This window comes from Paraburkholderia tropica (assembly GCF_914484835.1).
Lineage (GTDB): Bacteria > Pseudomonadota > Gammaproteobacteria > Burkholderiales > Burkholderiaceae > Paraburkholderia > Paraburkholderia tropica_A.
Genome location: NZ_CAJZAR010000061.1, coordinates 58,228 through 75,659, shown reverse-complemented (window position 1 = coordinate 75,659; position 17,432 = coordinate 58,228). Strand labels below are relative to the sequence as shown.

At 57.8% G+C, this 17,432-nt stretch carries 14 protein-coding genes and 1 tRNA gene; 1 reads left to right on the top strand and 14 read right to left on the bottom strand.

The window, feature by feature from the left end:
• Positions 1–16 precede the first annotated feature (16 nt).
• The 12 genes from LDO54_RS20920 to rpmI all read right to left on the bottom strand — a co-directional run bounded on the left by LDO54_RS20920 (position 17) and on the right by rpmI (position 14,535).
• A complete protein-coding gene (locus LDO54_RS20920) occupies positions 17–1,555 on the bottom strand; it encodes a hypothetical protein (RefSeq protein ID WP_224012575.1) in 1,539 nt (512 codons plus the stop codon).
• Between the two features lie 640 nt (positions 1,556–2,195).
• Positions 2,196–2,792: a recombinase family protein gene (locus LDO54_RS20915; protein ID WP_224012574.1), complete on the bottom strand. Its 597-nt coding sequence runs from the start codon at positions 2,790–2,792 to the stop codon at positions 2,196–2,198.
• A gap of 220 nt (positions 2,793–3,012) precedes the next feature.
• Complete coding sequence (locus LDO54_RS20910; protein ID WP_224012573.1) at positions 3,013–5,349, bottom strand: UvrD-helicase domain-containing protein; 2,337 nt, start codon at positions 5,347–5,349, stop codon at positions 3,013–3,015.
• Positions 5,346–6,248 (bottom strand): hypothetical protein, encoded by a 903-nt coding sequence (locus LDO54_RS20905; RefSeq protein WP_224012572.1) that lies wholly within the window; start codon positions 6,246–6,248, stop codon positions 5,346–5,348. Before LDO54_RS20905 ends, LDO54_RS20910 begins: the two co-directional genes overlap by 4 nt.
• Before the next feature lie 1,020 nt (positions 6,249–7,268).
• Positions 7,269–8,798 carry a DUF6538 domain-containing protein gene (locus LDO54_RS20900; protein ID WP_224012571.1) on the bottom strand — a complete coding sequence of 510 codons (1,530 nt, stop codon included), beginning with the start codon at positions 8,796–8,798 and terminating at the stop codon, positions 7,269–7,271.
• A 95-nt stretch (positions 8,799–8,893) separates the two neighbouring features.
• Positions 8,894–8,970: transfer RNA gene (locus tag LDO54_RS20895), tRNA-Pro, on the bottom strand.
• 102 nt (positions 8,971–9,072) lie between these two features.
• Positions 9,073–9,462 (bottom strand): MerR family transcriptional regulator, encoded by a 390-nt coding sequence (locus LDO54_RS20890; protein ID WP_224012570.1) that lies wholly within the window; start codon positions 9,460–9,462, stop codon positions 9,073–9,075.
• Between the two features lie 129 nt (positions 9,463–9,591).
• Positions 9,592–10,002, bottom strand: coding sequence for an integration host factor subunit alpha (locus tag LDO54_RS20885; protein ID WP_065060340.1), 411 nt, complete (start codon positions 10,000–10,002; stop codon positions 9,592–9,594).
• Between the two features lie 81 nt (positions 10,003–10,083).
• A complete protein-coding gene (gene pheT, locus LDO54_RS20880) occupies positions 10,084–12,540 on the bottom strand; it encodes a phenylalanine--tRNA ligase subunit beta (protein WP_224012569.1) in 2,457 nt (818 codons plus the stop codon).
• Between the two features lie 125 nt (positions 12,541–12,665).
• Positions 12,666–13,679, bottom strand: coding sequence for a phenylalanine--tRNA ligase subunit alpha (pheS, locus tag LDO54_RS20875; RefSeq protein WP_205993676.1), 1,014 nt, complete (start codon positions 13,677–13,679; stop codon positions 12,666–12,668).
• A gap of 268 nt (positions 13,680–13,947) precedes the next feature.
• Positions 13,948–14,307 (bottom strand): 50S ribosomal protein L20, encoded by a 360-nt coding sequence (gene rplT / locus LDO54_RS20870; protein ID WP_004192938.1) that lies wholly within the window; start codon positions 14,305–14,307, stop codon positions 13,948–13,950.
• 30 nt (positions 14,308–14,337) lie between these two features.
• Positions 14,338–14,535 (bottom strand): 50S ribosomal protein L35, encoded by a 198-nt coding sequence (rpmI, locus tag LDO54_RS20865; RefSeq protein WP_035530936.1) that lies wholly within the window; start codon positions 14,533–14,535, stop codon positions 14,338–14,340.
• Here rpmI and LDO54_RS20860 point away from each other — a divergent pair.
• Positions 14,534–14,869, top strand: coding sequence for a hypothetical protein (locus LDO54_RS20860; RefSeq protein ID WP_224012568.1), 336 nt, complete (start codon positions 14,534–14,536; stop codon positions 14,867–14,869). The genes rpmI and LDO54_RS20860 overlap by 2 nt on opposite strands.
• On the opposite strand, the gene infC is transcribed toward LDO54_RS20860, so the two are convergent.
• Positions 14,838–15,359, bottom strand: a complete 522-nt coding sequence (infC, locus tag LDO54_RS20855; protein ID WP_074987823.1) for a translation initiation factor IF-3 — start codon at positions 15,357–15,359, stop codon at positions 14,838–14,840. The two genes, LDO54_RS20860 and infC, sit on opposite strands and share 32 nt — an antisense overlap.
• A 49-nt stretch (positions 15,360–15,408) precedes the next feature.
• Positions 15,409–17,316: a threonine--tRNA ligase gene (gene thrS, locus LDO54_RS20850; protein WP_224012567.1), complete on the bottom strand. Its 1,908-nt coding sequence runs from the start codon at positions 17,314–17,316 to the stop codon at positions 15,409–15,411.
• Positions 17,317–17,432: the final 116 nt, after the last annotated feature.

Genomic DNA, 17,432 nt, shown 5'->3' with positions numbered 1-17,432 from the left:
CCACCCCCAACCTTTCCTAATCCAAGTCCATATTCAGCGTCACGAGACACTTCGCGCGCTGCTCACGGAACGCAGGCGAGAATTCCACCCGCCATCTCGGCTTTGTGGTGGCTGTCCGTTTTGTCTGAGTGATCCTTCCGAATTCGCACGGCACGCCATTTAACTTGGCCAACTCTTGCGAAAGGCTGATCCGATTCAAGCCCTTTCGATTGTTCGCCAACACTGGTTCCATGACTTCGATCACCTCAGTCCATTGGCGCATCTCATCCGCTGTCACACCTGCTTCGAACGCCGACACGCGCTCGTCAGAAGCACCAACCAGTGCCTCCAACAACTCGGACACCACCGCTGTCGGGCCATCGGTCGGGAACATTTCCACCGCAACGCTGGCGGGCCACTCAAAACGCTCCGGCATCAGCTCGCACGCTCGCCGCACAGCAGGCGCAATCAAGTCAGCGAAATCAGGCGAAACGTCCCGCATCCACTGCTCGCGCGCCGCACCACGCGCCGACAGAATCCCAATGGCTGCGGCTGCAATCTCAGCCCGCTCGGACTCGATCTTTTCCAGCGGGTGGAAAGCGTGCACGATGGTTTCTGGCGCGAGGCTGCCTGTGTCGATACGAATGTTCAGCGACCGGGCGCGTAAGTCCCTGCTCAATTTAGCGTTGTTCCCTGTCATCACGATCAGCCCGCGAAAATCAACGGTACACATTTCGGTGTTCGATCCGAACGGGCGATACTTCGCCACACCGGACGTAATCAACGCCGTTAGCGCATCACTCGCCACTAGCCCTGTCAGGTTGTCCAGTGAGACAACCGGCTCGTCCGATTCGGACCACGCAGACACCCGCTTCTCAATCTCTTCCTCTTTCGTTGGCATAGATACAGCGACGCTGCCGTAATCATCCCGCTGGGGCACAAGCGCGCCAATACTATCGGCCAGCAGCGTTTTGCCTGAACGCGGTAGCGGCGACTCGATCACAATAGCCGGAGCTGTCCGTAGCGCTGGACGATTCGCCGCCGTGAGCATCGCTGCTAGAACTAGCGCCTGGTGCCGTTGATCCGCCAAACGGTATTCTGCGAACGGGGCCATCACCACTTCAACGGCGCGCACGAATGCCGCGTTGTCAGCCAACGCCAGCGCGTCCTTCGCGCCATCTCCTTCGACGCAAACGAGTGTCTTACCTACACGCAAAACACCCGCCGTCGCCACTGGCACTGGAAGCCAGCCGCCTCGATCACGAACCATCATTGGCCAGCGCACCTTATGGTCAACCACCCGTCCGTGCTTCCGCGCGGTGCGCTTGAATTCAGCGATACCCAGCGCCAGTAAGTCTGCGGGCACGCGCGCGGCACGTCCATTCGACCTACCGGCCACATAAGCGCGCTGCCGCTGATCACACAAACGCATCTCAACCTCCCGCGCGCCCATTGGCATCATCTCGTCGCCATCCCAGCGCACTACACGCCCGCCAACAATCCAGAACTGCTCGCGCATCACTTCCGCGATGTCCTCCGCAGATGCGGCCCAAGCCCCCGGTGCTACGTCGATCAATCTCACTCGGCCTCCCGTAAGACCGCCGCGAGAAATGAATCGGTGTCGACCGTTAGCGCGTACTCAGTGCCACCTTTGCGTGTGACAGTGCACGGCGTCAGACGCCATGCCGTAATTGCCTGTACTTCCGAAAAGTCGACTACAACAACTTCCCGGTTGGGGGTTCGGAGAACGCGGACACCAGCGTTACGACGGCGCAAGCGCGCCACTCTTTCTTTGATATTCATTAATACAACTTATTAAATTGCCGGCATTGGCCCCATCGTGGGCCTCTATGGACGAAAAAAAAGACGCTCGCGGCGTCCTCAACTATTTGGGGTGTATCAAGACCCCCCTTTGTTTCACGATACGAAAAACGAGCCGGGAAGCGGGCGAGGCTCCCGATCCTTACCAAAGCCCCCGAGCATTTCACAATGCGGGAAAAGGCCAACGTCAGCTAATGGCTATTGGGGCTGCACCCGGTGTCTAGATACAAAATCCGGCGCGAGGGACCCGCCCAGCGAGCGGCGGAGCCGATGGCAGTGAATATCACAGGCGGCGGCCCCGTAAGGTTGTCTTCGCCTCAGCCGCGGCGAAACGCGGGATGGACTGCCGTCTGCGGGGTTCCGGCCGACTCCTGACACAAAAACACCGACCCTGACTATTCCGCACACGCCCGCTTTACGGTCGCGGTGCCGACGCCGAAGTGTTCTGCCGTCTTGCTGATCGACGCACCTTGTTCGGCCCGCCATGCCTTGATCGCGGCGTAGTCATGGGCACGCTGCCGTCCGGTGTACTTCCCCTCGGCCTTGGCAATCGCGATACCCCGCCGTTGCATCTCCGCCCGGTTCAGATAGTCCGCCTCACCCTGCGCGGCCATGAACGCCAGCACGGCATCGCGTGACGCCTTCTGGATCGCATCCGTTGCGCAGCCGTCGAACACCATCCCGTTGAGCGTGCATTCGACCCGTACACCCATATCCATCAATCGTCGCATCGTGGCGTGCAGCTCGTCGTAACGGCGGCTGATGCGATCAAGCCAGCGAACCACCAGCACGCCCCCGTGCCGTAGATCGTGCTCGACCTTGGCCCACTGCGGACGATCGAGTGGCGCAACGTGATACCCGCTCACGCCTTCGTCAATGAACGTGTCTTTCTCGCTGACACCGTGGTTTTTCGCGTCTTCGACCTGACTTGCGATGGACTGGCCATCCGTGGTTGAGATGCGACCGTAGTACAGCTTGCGTCCTTTCGTCATGACTGGATCAATTGGGTTGGTGGATCAATCGTACCGGCTGGCTCACATACGATCAACCCTATTGATCTGGCTTTTGCCTTCCCCGAAGCTGGATCACACGGGCATACCTTAATGATCCGAACTACCCCCCCCACCGCCCAAATGATCTTTTTAAGACGACGGCCGCGAACTCAACGTCAAGTCGACGTAAAGCGCGGCCGCCGCTCTACTATTCCAGCCTTTAGGCAACGTTATCAAGCAAACCAGCTTCTATCGCGTCTTGAAGCACGGCCGAAGGACTTGCACCTGTCGTTAGCGGAAAAACTAGCCTGAATCGCGCTCTCGTGATGCTCAGGTAGAGTTCGCGAAGAGTTTGTTGTTCGATTGCCGTCGCCAACGCATCGTTATTCGATACTCGCGGCGGAACAACACCTTGCTCCAGACCCACCGCAACAACAGCGTCGAATTCCTGCCCGCCGACATAAGCTGGCTTTGTAAGTACAACAAGCGGCTGAGTTGACGGCAAACGTACTCCTCGCTCCTCAAGTATTTGAAGCGGTAGATCTGTTCCACGCAGTGCGGTTAAAACATCATCCCAATATTGATCCGCGTGACAAATAACACCAATCTGGCGAATGTTAGCTTTACGCAGATCTCGAATTCGCCGGAGTACGAATTTGCCGAGCTTGCTCTCTGCGCTTCCAATCTCAACTCGCGGCCGAGAAACAAGCGGATGCTTCTCATCCTCCATCTTATCTGCGATTCCCGTAAAGTCCGGAAAATCAGAACCAAAAAGATCCGTACTTCTCTGAATAACAAAAAATGCCAGCTTCACTATATCCCGAGTCGATCGATGAATCGACGAGAGGTTTTCACTGGTCATATCGACTATACCTAGCGAGGCAAAACCAGCACTTGATTGACCATAAATATCTTGGGCCTCATCGAGAGCCAAAACTATGGGAACGTGTTGCGCCTTCCCGTTCGTTAAAAATGGAAATACCCTACGTTCATTCTCGTTGAATAACTGCGCCTCATCAACGAACACATAGTCATACCCGAGATCCTTTCTCTTTAACTCCCAAATAGGAGTTCGCAGTCTCCCTAAAAGCGAAAGCGCAATATCATCAGTATCGAGCACCTGATAACCTTCAAAAACGGCGGCACGATATCGCTCAAAAACGTTGAACATAAACAGCCGCTCATCCGCATTCAAAATACCATGCAGACGACTTAACTGTTGCTCGGATTCCACGTAGCGCCGCTTATCATTTTCTAGACCATGCCCCTTAATTGCACTCGATATTTCAGCCATAGCCAGCTTTACAAACGGCCGCATTAAATTTGGCGTTTTCTGGATTTCAGACAGAAGCGTACTATTTCGCACGACATTTTCCATATCAGAAAACGCCTGAGAAATAGCAGAATCTAATTCATTAAATTGAAATTCCTTCGCCGCCTCAGCATCTGGGTCGATAATCGAAGAAAATTCGAGACCCAATTGTTGAAGGCCATACTCCGTCAACGTCATAATATCGACCGTTCTTTTGGCATCACGAATTTTATTGCCATTTTCAAGAACATCGAATCTTCGAGCGACCTTTTCAGCCATTGCAGAGTTGTGCGCAATATACAATACACGCAGAGAAATATCTCTTTTCTTTGCGATATCCAAGCGCTTAAGCGCGAGCAACTGCATTAGTAATGTTTTACCGGACCCACCTGGACCGACGATTCTAAGGGGGTGAGAATCAATTGCTATTGAGTTTAGAATTCGACGTTGGTTATTAGAAAGCGGACTATTTGCTTCGAGCCACTGCTCGTAACTCATCCCAATAGATTTAACCAGATCGACGCCGGTAAAAGCTCGATCCGACGCGCTAATCTCCACGTCGGCATACTCATCTCGATAATTCCCATCCGCCCATGTATACACAGACAGCGCATCAGATAAATCTTGCAGTACACCGGCATCAGTGATCGGGTTGCGCCGAGCAGAAATCAGGATATCGGACACTTCTCGATAGAGAGCATTAATCGCAGCTCCTTCGTGCTCCGCAGACTCGGATAGCTTGCTAAAGTCGTGCATCGGGCCGACACAAACAAACGTCCGGTTACCAGTGCTCGCAGCGTCAATATTTCGCTCAATGAATCCCACACTATACTGCCGCGCGGTAGATCCCCTTCCTGCTAAGCAAGTGTGGGTACCGTTAGCATAAGACCGATGGATAAACGCTCCATCAATGCGATACCCGCGCAAGCGCTGGTTAAGCACATATAAGCAACGCTCGAACACCTCTCGCGCAATTTCCGGTTTTCCGCTCAGCCCTACGGATGAGTCAATTCTAATAAAACCCCATGCCTCTGCACCAGTTCCACCGAGGTAGTCAATATTCCAGAACGCAATCATACTGGAATCTTCCGTCCCCGACAGCCGAACAGGACCTTGCGTGAACTCATAGCCAGCTAAACATCGCATCGCGGTTGGATTCAGCATGAATTTTACCAACTCGTCTACGACTGTCGGCTTACTCAACAACCAGTCGGCGGTCTGCTGGGTAATCGCGAAATATTTCATTTTTTGAATCCAAGGTCGGAAATATAGTTGTCGATTGTATTCTGGCTAAAATCCGGCGATCCAACTCGCACGTGCATAGCGGCGTATCTAGTAAGCAAATCGGAAAAGAAGCTACTTTTCAAAACAGCTCTTTTCATAGGGCGGACTTCAGCGAATGCGGCGGCGGCCGGCACTTTCTTCGCTACCTTTTCTACTGCTGATTGCCAGTTTCGATTGCTGATCTCCTGCGCCTCATCAAAAAGCTCTACGGGTGCCGTGATCGGATACCTAAAAAGAACCAGTGAATGCGATTTTATGGCAGACCATTCGGATGGTTGATTATCCTTTGGAAGAAAATGCAAATCTATGGCGTGCGAATTTTTAATTAAATTCTCATAGAGAGTTTTTGTGGCTTTAGAGCCAAGTGCTCTGCCCACTATTTCAGCCTCACATTCCGACAACTCCACATCGAGAATCTGCTCTAAAATCTTCAAACATGCGCGCGCCTTTTCTGCCGCACCAATATCTTTGGCACCTATGTTCTTATTTGATAAAATTCCGTCAACTTCTGTTTTTGCCCGATTTAGTTCATCGCCAGATGGGAAGGCAAAGCGTCCACCAACTACGGATAAATCATCAATTTTCAAAAACGTAAGCTGCCCGCGTAACTCCCGGATGACTACCGGGAGAAACGCACTCATAGAAAAATAGCTGCTTAAATTAATGATCGGAAGATACGTAATTGTTTCAACTTTTCCTTGCGCAAGATCACAAGGAGGCGTGATTACAATACCAGCGCGACGACGCGTCCCAAGTAGTCCGTATGTCGGAAGATCAGCCCAAATATCTCCGGCAGAATGACTCGCTTCCGGATTTGAATTGTAGTAATCGCCTGCACTTATCGGAAAGATCGGTGGCATAAATTGTTGTTGTACGTTAAGGTCTCAGGATGAGTTTACACTAGCGAGGAAGGAAGAGGAGTACATTCCTGCCTTCTTGTAACCGGCCGCCCTGAGCGGCAGCGCTGATGTTACACAAAGATCTCATCTGCGAGCCACCACCGAAACTGTCTTCTATGCGATTCGCATGTGCGACTAAGAGTGAACATTCTATATTTACGTATCGCTCAATCGACATCCCGACTCTTGGTGTCGCGTGAACCGCGTGCTGCTAATCGAGACTTAGTTGCCGGGCGTCAGCGAACGCTTGGAAGATAACCATCCGAATCCATGTCACACCACAGACAGTTGCCAAATACCGGGGTTTTGGTTGCATGCTATCGGCAGCTATAGAATCAGGCCGAAAGCAATCCACGATCCGCGAGAAACAAAATGTCCGCTGATCTGCACACGCACAGCGCCATCGGTCCGTAGCGGACCATGTACACGTCAGCTATGCGCTAAGTTCCCGAGCTTGGATTGGATGCCAGAAACCGAAGCCGGGACACTGCCCGGAGTTAGGCAGGTAGTTACAGAATGCGCGACTGAGTTAATCGAGAACGGCAAACCTTTGCCTGTTGGCGTTCACCGAATCCTGACCAGGTCAATTCTGGGTGAACGTCAACACCAAGGAATGATCTGCAAGCACACGGTGGTCGCGCGCCTGTGCCAAGCCAGCGGCGGCTGCGCCATCCGAATGCTTTTCTAGTGACAGGCGAGCGCGCGAAAGGAGATGGCTAGTTTAATGTCCTTTTTGCGGGTCCTTCCCCGCCCTGCTTTAGCATGGGCATTGCGCGCGCACGACTCTCAACTAGCGATAAAAAATCCAAATTTGGTTGACAGTTTTTACTCGCTGCGGGCTCAAATTACCCGCAAACCCTTATGCGACAAGGCTTTCGCTGGTGTCACCGGTTGACAAATGGTTGACACCTTCGGTTGACAGATGATCACTCAACCTCAACCGCCGCGCACTCGGCCGTATAGTTCGCGCAAGACCACAGTCTAGCTGCCCCTACCCGAGCAAAGATTCGGAAACGTTAAGCGATTTAGTGCGTCCAGCATGACGTCAAGGGGGATTTTGGTGTACGCCACCCGCCCCGAGGAACCTTGCGCTGCGTGTCCCGTTATCGCGTCAGCGGTCTCCTCACCGATGTGCTTGGCCGCCAACGCCGAGCGTATCCAATGCCGAAAGCGGTGCGCTCCGTTTAGCGTACCCTCAGGCAGCCCCGCCGCCTTTCGGAACTGGAAAAACCACTGAACAGCGGTATCTCCTGGGCCCCGGGTTCGGCCGGCCATTGAGGGGAATGCCGGCGCACCAGGGCTGGTGCCGTCCATCAACCCTGCGACCCACGCGCCAAACCATGCGTCCGCCAAAAGGTGCGCCGCAAGTGGCACCGTGCGTTCTGATTCTTTCGTCTTGAGCGTCCCAGCCTCTGCCGTAATACGAATCGCCGTCATGCCGTCCTGTACCAGGAAATCACAGCGGCGTAGCTGGGCCACTTCCCCAATGCGCGCCCCCGTATGTTGCAGGATCAGCAGTAGCGCCCGGCCGTCCGCTGGCGTTACGCGCTGCCACCTTGGCACCGCATCCATTCGGTCGGAAAACAAAGGGTGCATATAGACGAGCGCAAGTTCTGCGTCGGTCCATGGCGTCCGCGTCTCGGCACCGATGGTCTTGTCAAAGGTCAAGTCAAAAGGGTTTCTGTCGATTAGGTCGTCTTTCACCGCGACACGGACCAGCACGCCAATCGCGTTAGCGTGGTTACTTGCTGTTTTCCGCTTAAAGCCTCGCTCGCTCTCATCAAGCAGGAACCGAACAAACTTCGCTCCATGGGCTTTCGTGAGTTGCCGCAGGGGAATTAGACCCACTGCCTCCTCAAACAGGTCCAACGCCTTATTCGTCCGGCTGATCGCGTTTGCCTTAGGTGCGTTGCGAGCGATCCACGACGGAACGACATGTCGCAAGGTTTCCCCGCTCAAGCTGATTGCGGGCGCAACGTCCCGCTCTATACCAGCGTGACCAATCTTGGAGGAGTTCGCCGTCCCGGCAGCACGTCGCATTGCGACCACCAGCGCTACTTCCTTCGGCGTCGGCATGTCGTCGGGATGGAAGCCGCCTTCGCTTGCGAAAAACTCCATTTGGCTCACGCTGGGCATACCAGACGTGGCCATGATCGCATCAACGGATTCGCGCTGGTCGCGCTCCCCAGCGGAGCGCGCATCGTGCCACTGTTTGTTCGCCTCGTACTCGCGCCGCCATTCCTCCTCAACAAGGAATACGTCGGCCATTGCCGAATCCATAGGCGGTGTGGCGTTGGGTTCCGGGGTCTTGGCCGCCTTCAGCGCTCGGGCCGCAGCAAATTGAGCGTCCGTAAGGACGGTATGTGTAGCAGCCAGTTGCTTGGCTTCCGCGTACTCGCGCGTACGCAGCGAGAACATGATGGCCTTTTGGCCAAGGTGCTCTTCGAGATCGACGGGAACTTTGCGGCGAAAGTAATAAACGTTGCCGCGTTTGATGAGATGGTTTGTCATGGCGGGCAGGAGTGTAACAAGTGTGTGTAACACCGGCTACACCCTGCTTTAAGCCATTGATTTTCTTGATTCCAGAACAGAATCAAAGAGATATCTGGTCGGGGCGAGAGGATTTGAACCTCCGACCACCTGCACCCCATGCAGGTACGCTACCAGGCTGCGCTACGCCCCGAGAGCTAGAGAGTATAACAGACCCTTTTCGCAATTAGAACTGCCTGCGTGCAATTCGTCGGAAAAGAAGCTGCGGGGCAATTTCACCGCCACTCAACACCACTCACCGCCCAAGCACATCGAGCACATGCAGCAGCGCCTTGCGCAGCTGATCGACATCGACGTTCGCCATGTTGCCTTCGCTCACCGGCGCTTCGTTCGCTTCGGGTTCGTCGCTCGCGGCGCCATGCGAATCGAGACGGTTGCGCGCGCCATTGATCGTGAAGCCCTGTTCGTAGAGCAATTCGCGAATGCGGCGAATCAGCAAGACCTCGTGATGCTGGTAATAGCGGCGATTGCCGCGCCGCTTCACCGGCTTCAACTGCGTGAACTCCTGCTCCCAATACCGCAAAACATGGGGCTTCACGCCGCAGAGCTCGCTCACTTCGCCGATCGTGAAGTAGCGCTTGGCGGGAATCGGAGGCAAGACGACCTTTTCGATTGTCGATGTCATCGCCGGGTTGCCGTCGTGGTGGTTGCGCAAATTGGCGTCGCCGCCAGGGTCCGTAGTATCCAGTCACGCCCGCCGCTGTGCCACCCGTGCGGGCGCGCGCGGGATGACCCGCGCATGCATTGATCTCGCTTAACGCGGAAAGCTCGCCTCGGCGCCGCTCTCGACCAGCGCCTTGAGCTTCTGGCTCGCGTGGAACGTAACGACGCGGCGTGCCGCGATAGGAATCGCCTCGCCCGTCTTCGGGTTGCGGCCAGGACGCTGCGGCTTGTCGCGCAGCTGGAAATTGCCGAAGCCCGAGAGCTTCACGCTGTCGCCGCCTTCGAGCGCGTCACGAATCACTTCGAAGAACGCTTCGACCATGTCCTTCGCTTCACGCTTGTTGAGCCCGACGTTGTCGAACAGCAGCTCTGCGAGTTCGGCCTTGGTCAGCGTGGGCGTGTCGTTCGTGGCGCTTGCCGACGAGGCAGGAATGTCGCGAATCATGGCGCTACGCTGTGCCGCTAGAAGGGCTTCGAAATCACTCGAGTTCATTTCGTTCATCTATCTTTGAAATGGCGCGCTTCCGGTTGCAATGACGCTGCAAACCGGAAGCGATTGTCGGTCCGTGATGAGCCGTGAGGCTTATCCGCGCAACCGGGCGCCAAACACTCGAGCCAGGCGATCCACCAGGGACTTGATGGCCGCGTCGACCGTCTCGTCCTGAAGAGTTCCGCCAGTATCTTGCAGGGTCACCCGGAAGGCAAGGCTTTTCTCGTCCGCGCCAAGCCCGGAAGTGTTTGATTTTGCACGAAATTCATCGAACAACGCAACCCTCTGCACAATCCGTGCGGGCTCGTCCTGGATGCCCTTGCGGAACTCGTCGAGCAGCGCTTGCACCTCGATCTTTTGATCCACAACAAGCGCGATATCGCGTCGCACCGGCGGGAACTTCGAGACATCGGTCGGTGCGGGCAGCTCGCGCGCCATCAGCGCGTCGGCTTCCACTTCGAAGAGAATCGGTGCATGCGGCAGGTCGTACTTCTGCATCCAGCGCGGATGCAGTTCGCCGATCCAGCCCACGGCGCGGCCGTCGACTTCCACGCGCGCACTGCGTCCCGGATGCAGCGCCGGGTGCTCGGCCTTCACGAAACGCGGCGTCTTCGCAGCGCCGAGGCCTGCGAACAGCGCTTCGAGATCGCCCTTCATATCGAAGAAGTCCACGCCGCGCGTTTGCGCGCCCCACTGCTCGTCGAGCGCGGGACCATACGCGAGCGCGCCGATCATCTTCGGCTGTGCGAAGCCTTCGACCGTCATCTCGCTGGCCTTGATCGACGCATCGTGCAGGAATACACGGCCCGCCTCGAACACGCGCACGCGGTCCGCGCGGCGATTGAGGTTGTGGCGCAGCACGTTGATGAGGCTGCCGAACAGCGTCGTGCGCATCACCGAAAGCTGGCTCGCGATCGGGTTCAGCAGCTTCACGGGCTTGTCGTTACCGGCGAAATCGAGTTCCCACTCGGCGTCGACGAAGCTGAAGTTGATCGTTTCCGCGTAGTCGCGCGCGGCGAGCGCGTGACGGATCGCATGGATCGAACGACGCGTTTCGTTGGTCGCGCGCATTTCGCTGCGCGCCACCGGCGGCAGCGCCGGAATCTTTTCGACGCCATAGATACGCGCGACTTCTTCGATCAGGTCTTCTTCGATCTCGATGTCGAAACGATACGGCGGCGGCGCGACGCTGAACGACTCTTCGCCCGCGGCATCGACGCTACGTTCGAACGTCAGACCGAGACGCGTGAAGATCTCAGCGATTTCATCGGCGCCAATCTTCACGCCGATGATGCGGTTCGCGCGCGCGACGCGCATCTTCACGGCCGCGCGCTGCGGCACGTTCACGGTCTGATCGTCGACCGGACCGGCTTCGCCGCCGCAGATGTCGAGGATCAGTTGCGTGATGCGTTCGATGTGCTCGACGGTCGTCGACCAGTCCACACCGCGCTCGAAACGATGACCCGCATCGGTCGAGAAGTTGTAGCGGCGCGAGCGGCCGCGAATCGCATCCGGCCACCAGAAAGCGGCTTCCAGATAGATGTTTTTCGTGTCGAGCGTGACCGACGTGCTGTCGCCGCCCATGATGCCCGCGAGGCTTTCGATCTCGCGATCGTCGGCGATCACGCCCACGGTTTCATCGACTTCGACCGTGTTGCCGTTGAGCAGCTTGAGCGACTCGCCCTTCTTGCCCCAGCGCACGTCCATCGAGCCGTGGATCTTGTCGAGATCGAACACGTGCGACGGGCGGCCGAGTTCGAGCATCACATAGTTCGAGATGTCGACGAGCGCCGAGATGCTGCGCTGGCCCGAACGCTCGAGGCGCTCGACCATCCATGCGGGCGTCTTCGCGTGCGCGTTCACGCCGCGGATCACGCGACCCGAGAAACGGCCGCACAGATCGGGCGCCGAGATCTTCACAGGCAGCGTTTCGTTGAGCTTGACCTCGACCTTCGGATACACGGGCGCTTGCAGCGGCGCGCCGGTGATCGCGGCGGTTTCGCGCGCAACGCCGTACACCGAAAGGCAATCGGCCTTGTTCGGCGTGAGCTTGATTTCGAAGATGGTGTCGTCGAGATTGAGCGCTTCGCGGATGTCCTGGCCGATCGGTTGATCTTCCGGCAGGATCATCAGGCCGCTGTGGTCTTCCGAGAGCTTGAGCTCGCGCGCCGAGCACAGCATGCCCTGGCTTTCCACGCCGCGCAGCTTCGAGAGCTTGATCGCGAACGGCTTGCCACCTTCTTCGGCGGGCGGCAGTTCCGCGCCGACCAGCGCCACGGGCACCTTGATGCCGGGCGCCACGTTGGGCGCGCCGCACACGATCTGCAGCGTCGCGCCGGTGCCGGCGTCGACCTGACAGACGTTGAGCTTGTCGGCATCCGGGTGCTTCACGACTTCGAGCACGCGGCCCACGACGATCTTCGTGGTGGGCGGCGCGGCCGGGCTCAGGCCTTCGACTTCGAGGCCCGCCATCGTGAGCGCGTGGGCGAGTTCATCGGTCGTGAGCTTCGGATCGACAAAGCTTCTCAGCCAGGATTCGGGAAATAGCATGGGGTTTTACGTTCCAGACAGATTGTGACCACAGCGAAGCGGGTTCTCGCGCACCGTCTCCGGTGCCGCGTCCGCTTCGCGCGCAGCTAATGCAGCTCTAGCGTGCTATCGCGCGCGTCGCGTACTCAGGCGAACTGGCGCAGGAAGCGCAGATCGCCTTCGAAGAACAGACGCAGATCCTGCACGCCGTAACGCAGCATCGTCAGGCGTTCGAGGCCGCTGCCGAACGCGAAGCCGATGTAGCGCTCCGGGTCGAGACCCATGTTGCGGATCACGGTCGGATGCACCTGACCCGAGCCCGAGATCTCGAGCCACTTGCCCGCGTTCTTGCCGTGCTCGAACATCATGTCGATTTCCGCCGACGGCTCCGTGAACGGGAAGTACGACGGGCGGAAACGCACCTGAATGTCGTCACGCTCGAAGAACTTCTTGAGGAAGTCGCTGTACACGCCCTTCAGGTCCGCGAAGCTGATGTTCTCTTCGATCCACAGGCCTTCGACCTGGTTGAACATCGGCGAGTGCGTGGCGTCGCTGTCCACGCGATACGTGCGGCCCGGCACGATCACCTTGATCGGCGGCGTGTGCGTGCGCGCGTAGCGCACCTGCATCGGGCTCGTGTGCGTGCGCAGCAGCAGCTGACGGCCATCGGCGTCCTTGCCGTCCACGTAGAACGTGTCCTGCATCGAACGCGCCGGATGGTTTTCCGGGCTGTTGAGCGACGTGAAGTTGTACCAGTCGGTCTCGATCTCGGGACCGTCGGCCACGTCGAAGCCGATCGAGCCGAAGATCTGCTCGACGCGTTCCCACGTCTGCATCACCGGATGCAGGCTGCCCGTGCCGGTGCCGCGGCCCGGCAGCGTGACGTCGATCGCCTCGGCGGCGAGACGCTGGTTGAGCAGCGCGTCGGCGAGCGCCTGGCGGCGCGCGTTGAGCGCCGCCTCGACCTGCTGCTTGACGGCGTTGATGCGCGCGCCCTCGGTCTTGCGCGTTTCCGGGTCGAGCTTGCCGAGGCCCTTGAGCAGTTCGGTCAGCGCGCCCGACTTGCCGAGAAAGCGAGCCTTTTCGTTTTCAAGCGTGTTGACGTCGGGGGCGGAAGCGAAGGCGCGTTGCGCGTCGGCGACAATCTGGTCCAGATCCATTGATCCCATCTTTTCAGCGTCAGTGTTTGAGACTTGGAGCAGCGAGGCACGCTGCCGACCGCCATGATGACCCACGCGGACGACGTCGTGACGACACTGCCAGAAGCGGCGCCGTACTCGGCACTTGAACAGCACGTGAAGCACAGCACTTGAAGCGCGCAGGAAGCGCTTCACCAACAAAAACGGGGCTCGGTGAGGAGCCCCGTTTTTGTTGCAGCATCACCGAAACGACCGGACGCTGCTGCAACGAACCTGCGCAATACCCGACTTAGGCAGCGACGGCGGCCTTCACCTGCTTGACGATCGCAGCAAATGCAGCCTTGTCGAACACAGCCATGTCAGCCAGGACCTTACGGTCGAGTTCGATCGAAGCCTTCTTCAGGCCGTTGATGAACACGCTGTAGGTCATGTCGTGCTGACGCACCGCTGCATTGATACGCGTGATCCACAGTGCGCGGAACACACGCTTCTTGTTGCGGCGATCGCGGTAGGCGTATTGGCCTGCGCGCATGACCGCCTGCTTGGCGATGCGATAGACGTTATTGCGACGGCCGCGGTAACCCTTGGCCAGGTTGATGATCTTCTTGTGACGGGCCCGTGCGGTAACCCCACGTTTGACTCGAGGCATGAGTAGCTCCTATGAGTTGTCGGTTGAGGATTACGCGAACGGCATCATTGCGCGGACGGACTTCACATCGGACTCGTGAACGGCCGTTGCACCACGCAGATGACGCTTGTTCTTGGTGGTCTTCTTGGTCAGGATGTGACGCTTGAAGGCTTGACCGCGCTTGACGGTACCACCCGGACGAACCACGAAGCGCTTTGCGGCGCTCTTCTTGGTCTTCATCTTGGGCATGAAAAACTCCATTTATTTGATGGACATGGGTGTGCGGCTGGCTCCCACACGCGGTGCGAACACCTCGTGTTTTGCCCTCATACCGCCCTTCGAAACCCACTCCACTTGTTTTGGCAGCTGGCCGGCCTTAAAAAAACAAGCTCGCCGCCGCTTTCAGGAAAAACGCCCGTTTACCGCACTTTCGCGCGGCGCGCGGGCGCCATTTCCGGAACCTGCTTCCCGTGCTTCACGCCCTATGGCGCGCTGCACGTCCTACCAAATTCTTCTGGCCGCCGCGTCGTGTGAGACGCGGCACACCATCATTACTTCTTCTTCTTCGGCGAAAGCACCATGATCATCTGGCGCCCTTCCATCTTCGGCATCTGCTCGACCTGACCAACTTCTTCGAGGTCCGTACGCAGACGCTCAAGCACGCGCATGCCGATTTCCTGGTGGGCCATTTCACGGCCACGGAAACGCAACGTGATCTTCGTCTTGTCGCCGTCTTCGAGGAAGCGGACGAGATTGCGCAGCTTGACGTTGTAATCGCCGTCATCGGTACCCGGACGGAATTTGACTTCCTTGACCTGGATAACCTTCTGCTTGAGCTTGGCCTCGTGTTGCTTTTTCGCCTCCTGGTATTTGAACTTGCCGTAGTCCATCAGGCGGCACACGGGGGGCACAGCCTGCGGGGCAATTTCAACCAGATCGACGTCCTGTTGTTCCGACATCCGGAACGCTTCGGCCAGCTTTACGATGCCGAGCGGCTCGTTGTCGACTCCGACGAGACGCACCTCGGGTGCAGAGATTTCACCGTTGATGCGATGCGACTTATCCGTAGCGATGTTACGTTTCCTCTAAAAATTAAAAAAACGAGCCGCGCTGCCAGGTGGCTCACTTGAACGACTTGACGTCCTGCGCCAGACGTTCAGCGAATGCGTCGACAGGCATGACACCCAGGTCGACACCGCCACGGGCACGCACGGCTACCGTTTGTGCTTCACGCTCTTTGTCGCCGACAACCAGCAGGTACGGGACCTTCTCAAGCGTGTGCTCGCGTATTTTATAGCTAATTTTCTCATTGCGCAAATCGGCCTGCACTCTAACCCCTTGTTTTTGCAACGATTGGGCTAGATTTGCTGCATATTCGGCCTGACTTTCCGCGATATTCATCACAACGACCTGCATCGGAGCCAGCCAGGACGGCATTGCACCAGCATGGTGCTCGATCAAAATACCGAGGAAACGCTCCATCGAACCGAGGATCGCGCGGTGCAGCATGATCGGGCGGCGGCGGCTGTTGTCTTCCGCCACGTACTCGGCGCCAAGGCGCTCCGGCAGCACCATGTCGAGCTGCAGCGTGCCGCACTGCCACGAACGGCCGAGCGCATCCTTGATGTGGTACTCGACCTTCGGACCGTAGAACGCGCCCTCGCCCGGCAGTTCTTCCCAGCTCAGGCCGCACGCCGTCAGCGCTTCGCGCAAACCTTGTTCGGCACGATCCCAGATTTCGTCCGTACCCGCGCGCGACTCGGGGCGCAGCGACAGCTTGATGTCGATGTGATCGAACCCGAAATCCTTGTAGACGCTCATCGCGAGCGTGTTGAAGGCGATCGACTCGGCGATGATCTGATCTTCCGTACAGAAGATGTGCGCATCGTCCTGGACGAAACCGCGCACGCGCATCAGACCGTGCAGCGCGCCCGACGCCTCGTTGCGATGGCACGAACCGAATTCCGCGTAACGCAGCGGCAGATCGCGGTACGAACGCAGGCCGTGGTTGAACACCTGGACGTGGCCCGGGCAGTTCATCGGCTTGATCGCGTAGTCGCGCTTCTCCGACTCCGTCGTGAACATGTTTTCACGATAGTTCTGCCAGTGACCCGACGCTTCCCACAGCGAGCGGTCCATGATCATCGGCGTCTTGATTTCGTCGTAGCCGGCCACGCGCAGGCGGCCGCGCATGTACTGCTCGACCTGCTGCCAGAGCGTCCAGCCCTTCGGGTGCCAGAACACCATGCCCGGCGACTCGTCCTGCATGTGGAACAGGTCGAGCTGCTTGCCGAGCTTGCGGTGATCGCGCTTTTCAGCCTCTTCGAGATTGTGAAGATAGAGTTCCTGATCTTCCTTCTTCGTCCAGGCCGTGCCGTAGATGCGCTGCAGCTGCTCGTTCTTCGCGTCGCCGCGCCAGTACGCGCCAGCAACCTTCATGAGCTTGAAAACCTTGAGCTTGCCCGTCGACGGGACGTGCGGGCCGCGGCACAGGTCGGTGAAACCGCCGTGCGAATACAGCTTGATGTCCTGGTCGCCCGGAATCGACTCGATGATCTCAGCCTTGTACTTCTCGCCGATGCTCTTGAAGTAGTCGACGGCGTCGCCGCGCGAGACGACGCGGCGCGTGACCTGCTCGTCCTTCTTTGCGAGCTCCTGCATGCGCTTTTCGATCTTTTCCAGATCTTCGGGCGTGAAGGGACGGCTGTAGGCGAAGTCGTAATAGAAGCCGTTGTCGATGACCGGCCCGATCGTGACCTGCGCTTCCGGGAACAGCTCCTTGACCGCGTACGCCAGCAAGTGCGCCGTGGAGTGACGGATGATGTCGAGACCGTCGGCGTCCTTGTCCGTGACGATGGCCAGCGATGCGTCGTGATCGATCAGCGTCGACGTGTCGACCAGTTCACCGTCGAGCTTGCCGCCGAGCGCCGCCTTGGCGAGGCCCGCGCCAATCGAAGCCGCCACTTCGGCGACCGTGACGGGATGATCGTACTGTCGAACCGAACCGTCGGGCAGACGTATCGCAACCATGTTTTTCTCCAGAAGTGCCTCGACGGCACATCGTATTCGTGGGAACAGCCCCGCGCAAAACTCGCGGCGAAAAAAAATGCGGCCCCGCTTTCGAGGGGCCGCATTCACTTTTCAAA